General features: G+C 65.6%; 5 protein-coding genes. 1 reads left to right on the forward strand and 4 read right to left on the reverse strand.

All coding sequences use genetic code 11. From position 1 onward, the window contains the following. Window positions 1-146 precede the first annotated feature (146 nt). The 4 genes from ACH2DW_RS15075 to ACH2DW_RS15090 form a co-directional block, all read right to left on the reverse strand. The gene (locus tag ACH2DW_RS15075; protein ID WP_394930567.1) at window positions 147-650 is read right to left on the reverse strand and encodes a hypothetical protein; all 504 of its coding nucleotides are present in this window, start codon (window positions 648-650) and stop codon (window positions 147-149) included. Window positions 651-870: 220 nt separating this feature from the next. Beyond that, on the reverse strand, window positions 871-1,608 hold the full coding sequence (gene cobA / locus ACH2DW_RS15080) for a uroporphyrinogen-III C-methyltransferase (RefSeq protein WP_394930568.1): 738 nt from the start codon (window positions 1,606-1,608) through the stop codon (window positions 871-873). After that, complete coding sequence (locus ACH2DW_RS15085; RefSeq protein ID WP_394930569.1) at window positions 1,605-3,446, reverse strand: NADPH-dependent assimilatory sulfite reductase hemoprotein subunit; 1,842 nt, start codon at window positions 3,444-3,446, stop codon at window positions 1,605-1,607. Before ACH2DW_RS15085 ends, cobA begins: the two co-directional genes overlap by 4 nt. 70 nt (window positions 3,447-3,516) lie before the next feature. Then, window positions 3,517-4,164, reverse strand: a complete 648-nt coding sequence (locus ACH2DW_RS15090) for a phosphoadenylyl-sulfate reductase (protein ID WP_394930570.1) — start codon at window positions 4,162-4,164, stop codon at window positions 3,517-3,519. 78 nt (window positions 4,165-4,242) lie between these two features. On the opposite strand from ACH2DW_RS15090, the gene ACH2DW_RS15095 reads away from it, so the two are divergent. After that, the gene (locus tag ACH2DW_RS15095; RefSeq protein ID WP_394930571.1) at window positions 4,243-4,851 is read left to right on the forward strand and encodes a bifunctional precorrin-2 dehydrogenase/sirohydrochlorin ferrochelatase; all 609 of its coding nucleotides are present in this window, start codon (window positions 4,243-4,245) and stop codon (window positions 4,849-4,851) included. Window positions 4,852-4,928: the final 77 nt, after the last annotated feature.

Raw genomic sequence — 4,928 nt, forward strand, 5'->3', positions numbered from 1 at the left:
ACCAGGGCCTGTGGGCGCTCTTTCTCGACGAAGAGCTCGGTGGCCCTGGTTTTGGCCAGCTCCAGGGTCGAGGTACCAGCGGACCTGCCAGCGCGAACCCTTGGCGGTGTTGACCTGTTTGGCGGCGACGTGGGCACTGAGAAGTCTCATGCCGTCACCTCCTCGAGGTAGGCCTTGGCGTCTCGGCAGCGCACGGCGATCGTCGAGCGGTCTTGGAGCCGGCGAGGAAACAGCGGGTAGCCGGTGCGGGAGAGGGCGTCGCCGAGCCGGGAGCGCTTGTAGAGGGTGTTGCGGGGCAGGTCGAGGACGACTTCGAGTTCGCAAACACCCAAGATGCGATCACATCCCGTGCATGCCCAAGCGTCGTGAACGTCGCCGGTGAGGTCGTGGCTTGGTGTGTCGTGTGATGCGCCGGGAGACGCCGATGTGGTTCCCATCGCTCTGTCTGTGTCGACGTCACCGATTTGCGCAAGCAGCTCATTCCGAAAGAGCGGCGTCCGCGAGAACCCGGCGAGCGCCGCCGGAACCTTGTTGTGCTGTCGCAACGCTGTCGCAGCCGACATCGTTGGAACACCAATCCCGGCGTTCATGCGGGTTTCAGGGGCGAAGAGCAGTTCCCAAGCTGAGAACGCGGGTTCGATTCCCGTCATCCGCTCCAAGCCCCTGTCTGGCCTCGCTGAGCAGGGGTTTTCTACTTGTATCGACGTTTTCTGGTCGTGCATTTACTTCCTCCGTTTGCCTCGATTTGCTGTCGATTTCGCGGGTTTACTGTCGCAGCGCTGTCGCAGCGCTGTCGCAAAAGCCGAGGCCCGCTCATCGCTCGAATTCCTCCGGTCCTTCTGTGGCCTGACCCAATTCGCAACTATTTGGTCAGCGGGCGTGCATCACCGGTGCGAGCGACGTTGCGTCGGTCAATTCGAAGGCCGCGACCGCTCCGACGACGATGGTCGCGGGTGACTCGACTGCGGCCGCACCGAGTTCGTCGAGCCGACAGCGCTGCGCGACCTCACCGAACGTCGTTGCACTGCTGACCGCCATCACCGGAGTGTCGACTGAGAGTCCGCCGGCAATCAGCTCCGAAGCGATCTCGGCTCGATGCGACACGCCCATCAAGACGACGATGGTGCCACCGACCTTGGCCAGCGCTCGCCAATCGACATCGTGCTCATCCATGCGGCGATGCCCCGTCACGACGGTGAACGCTGCTGAGACACCGCGGTGCGTCACGGGCACTCCGGCCGCTGCGGGCGCAGCGATCGAGGAGCTGATCCCGGGCACAACCTCGATGTCGATTCCGGCATCGAGCAATGCAAGAGCTTCCTCGCCACCGCGACCGAAGACGAACGGATCGCCCCCTTTTAGGCGGACCACGCGCTTGCCTTGCCGGCCGAGCTCGACCAGCAGCGTGGAGATCATCTCCTGTGGCGTGCTCCGGCCGGAGCGTTTGCCGACGTCGATGCGTTCCGCTGATGCGGGGATCAGATCCAGCACGCGCTGGTCGATGAGCGCGTCGTGGAGCACGACGTCGGCGCCGGCGATGAGTCGCGCGGCCTTCATCGTCAACAGGTCGGGGTCACCTGGCCCCGCACCGACCAAGGACACCGTCATGACGTCGCCGCGGTCTCGTCGGTCTGCGCACGACGACGGGTGACGGCTGGAAGGAGCGCGACCAGGGAGTCCCAATCCGATCCCATCGCCCAATCACCGAAGCTCATGTGCTGGTCGGTGTCGACCTCTCGGCTGTATCGCTCGAACAGGGGCCGCAGGAGGTCGGGGATCTCGGCGAGCGAGACGTCGGTGTGCAGGCGTCGAGCCAGCCGATCACCTGCGGGGGAACCACCGATGAATATGTCGTACCCGCGTTTCGAGCGACCGACGATGCCGAGCTCGGCGGCATACGGTCGCGAGCATCCGTTTGGGCATCCGGTCATGTTGAGGCGGAGCGGCAGCCCGCTGTTCCCGGTGTCTGCCAACACCTTCTCGAGGCGGTCGACGACGTCGGGCAAGACGCGCTCGGCCTCTCCAAGGGCCTTCGAGCAGGTCGGGAGCGCCGGGCAGGCGATCGCCAGATTGCGAGTGGCAGTCTGATCGCTCGCGAGGGAGATTCCATTGGAGCGGAGGGTGTTTTCGACGGCTTCGCGATCAGTGATGCCGACCAGGAGGAGGTCCTGGCGAGGAGTGACTCGGAGCGAGCTGACCGTTCCATCGGAGATCAGTCGTCGCAGCGCAAGGCGGAGGCCTCCCGCGACCTTGCCTGACGGAACGGGCAGCCCGAGCGTGTGCGTCAGCGCATCGCGCTCAGAGCGGTGATCGGTGTCGTGATCGGTGCCGTGCTCCCAGCCGTGGTGGGCGTGCACCTCCCACACGGGGAGTTCGGTGGGCGAGCCGAGTGAGCGGCCGGACCGTGCCACGATTTGCTCACGGAGCCAGTCGACCCCTCGTGTCTCGAGCAGGTACTTGAGGCGGGCGAGTGCGCGGTCGTCGCGGTTGCCGTGGTCGCGTTGTGTCGTGACGATCGCTTCGACGACGTCGCCGAGTGCCGCCACGTCGGTAGCACCGGAAGCTGCAGGCACCCATCCGATGGGGCGGGCGAGCACCGGATACGTGTCGTCGGGTCGGGCGTGTGACATGCCCATCCCGCCGCCGGCGAGAACGGTGAAGCCGGTGACGTGGCCGGTCAAGCCGTCGGGGCCGGACAGCGTTGGGACGATTCCGACGTCGTGGGTGTAGATGTCGACGCAGTTGTCACCCGGCCAGGCGATCCCGATCTTGAACTTGCGGGGGAGGTAGGCCTCGCCGTAAACCGGCTCCACGTCGTCGATCGGGGCGTGGCCGGGGTGGACCTCGGACGAGATAGCGCGTTCGCCGTCGACCCACATTTCCCAGTAGGTCTCGGTCTGCGGCCTGAACCGGCGGACCATTTCATCGACCACGGGCGCAATGACGGCTTCGCGATCGGGGTGCGGGAGGGGGCAGGCCATGACGTTGCGGACAACGTCGCCACATGCCCCGAGTGTCGTGAGGAGGGAGGAATTGATGCCGACGACCAGCTGTTGGAGTTCGCCTTTGTGGACGACGTGATACTGCACGCCCTGGCGAGTCGTGAGGCGGAGCTTCTGGTCGGCGAGCGACGCGACTCGGTCGAGGGCGAGCCACTGCGCAGCGGTGATGACGCCGCCGGGAACCGATGCGCGGACCATGCACGAGTAGTCGAGGGGGAGCTGCTGTTGTGTCCGGCTCCGGCGGATGTCGCGGTCGTCCTGCTGGTAGATCCCGTGGAACTTGAGCAGCGTCTCGGCGTCGGCTTCGAAGTTCGTTTCGCCGTTGGCAAGTTCGTCGGCGATCGTTCCGGCGAGGTAGCCGCTGTCGATCTTGAGTTGCTCGGCAGCAGTGCGCTTGACGTCGTCGGCAGATGCGATCGTGGTGGTTGTCGTGCTGGTTGTCATGGCGGTGAGTGGTCCTGTCGGTCAGGGGAATCGGAGAGGCGGGTGGAACGGAGGGGAGTGGCGGCGGTGCTCAGAGATGGAGGCCGCATTCGGTCTTGTCGCTGCCGGCCCAGCGGCCGGTGCGGTCGGCTGCGGGCCGGGTGCAGGGCCAGCAGCCGATCGAGCCGTAGCCGCAATCGACGAGCGGGTGCTCGGGCAGGCCGTGGTCTGCGGCGTAGGACTGGACGTCGTCGTCGGTCCATCCGGCGAGTGGATTGACCTTGATCACCGATCTCATCAGGTCGTGGTGGACGAGCTTGGTCGATGCCCGCGACTCGGAGTCCGAACGTCGCACGCCGGTGGCCCACGCAGTGGCGCCGAGGAGTGCGCGCTGCAAGGGCTCGACCTTGCGGTCGGCGCAGCAGGCGTCGGTGCTGGTCGTCCAGACGTCGCGTTCGATGTCTACTCGAGGGCGGATGATTCGCACCGACATGGCGAATCGTTCGACGAGGTGATCGGCGAACCATTCGGTCTCGGCGAACAGGTAGCCGGTGTCGAGGAGCGTGATCGTGATGCCGGGGACTGCGCTGTGGGCGACGTGGGCGAGTGTGGCGTCGCCGAAGCTAGCGGTGACACAGAGGCCGCTGGCGAAGGTCTTGGCGGCCCAACACAGGACGGCGCTCGCGTCGGTGCGTGGATCGGAACTCTCGATGGGAGCGGTGTCGATGAGCCGTGACATGGGCACAGTTAATCAAATCCCGACTAAAATGATCGGCTTTATCGAGAATAGCGAAAGATTGGCTCCTAAACTGGGGTGATGGAGCTTTCGACCAGTCGATTCACCTACCCCGTTTTCCTCGATCTCCATGCCGTGCCGGTCCTCGTGGTCGGCGGCGGGCCCATTGGATGGCGCAAGGCGAGCGGGCTGCTGACTGCGGGTGCGATCGTCCGACTGGTCGCCACGGAGGTAAGCGAACATATCGATCGCGACGTGGTCGCCGCCGCCGGGGGCGAGGTGATCGAGCGCCCGTTCGGCGACGCCCACCTGGATGGCATGCGGCTCGTCATCACTGCGACGGGGAATGTCGGCACCGATACAGCGATCTCGGCGGCAGCGCGCGAGCGTGGGATCTGGACGAACGCAGCCGACCAGCCCGTCGATTGCGAATTCATCCTCCCCGCGATCACCCGGTCAGGAAGGGTGACCGGGGCGATCAGCACCGATGGAGCCAGTCCGGCGCTGGCCGGATACCTCCGTGACCGCCTCGCCGAGGTGCTGACTCCGGACCTAGCAATCATCGCCGACACGCTCGCTGATGAACGAGCGTCGGTCCAGGCCGCTGGAGGATCGACGGAAGCCATCGACTGGCGTCCACGGATCGCCGAGCTGTTCACGGAAACAGCCAGCGTCGACGGCGGTGTCTGAGGTCCTGCACACAACCGAGACGGCCCAGCGACTATGCGTTTCACTCATCGAACGACCAGTCCTCGACGCACAACGCG

The sequence above is a fragment of the uncultured Ilumatobacter sp. genome, from assembly GCF_963980585.1.
GTDB lineage: Bacteria > Actinomycetota > Acidimicrobiia > Acidimicrobiales > Ilumatobacteraceae > Ilumatobacter_A.

What these genes read in the sequence shown, in the direction of transcription:
- ACH2DW_RS15090 (WP_394930570.1), bottom strand. Translation starts at nt 4,164, where the DNA reads ATGTCACGGCTCATCGACACCGCTCCCATCGAGAGTTCCGATCCACGC.
- ACH2DW_RS15085 (WP_394930569.1), bottom strand. Translation starts at nt 3,446, where the DNA reads ATGACAACCAGCACGACAACCACCACGATCGCATCTGCCGACGACGTC.
- ACH2DW_RS15075 (WP_394930567.1), bottom strand. Translation starts at nt 650, where the DNA reads ATGACGGGAATCGAACCCGCGTTCTCAGCTTGGGAACTGCTCTTCGCC.
- ACH2DW_RS15095 (WP_394930571.1), top strand. Translation starts at nt 4,243, where the DNA reads ATGGAGCTTTCGACCAGTCGATTCACCTACCCCGTTTTCCTCGATCTC.
- cobA (WP_394930568.1), bottom strand. Translation starts at nt 1,608, where the DNA reads ATGACGGTGTCCTTGGTCGGTGCGGGGCCAGGTGACCCCGACCTGTTG.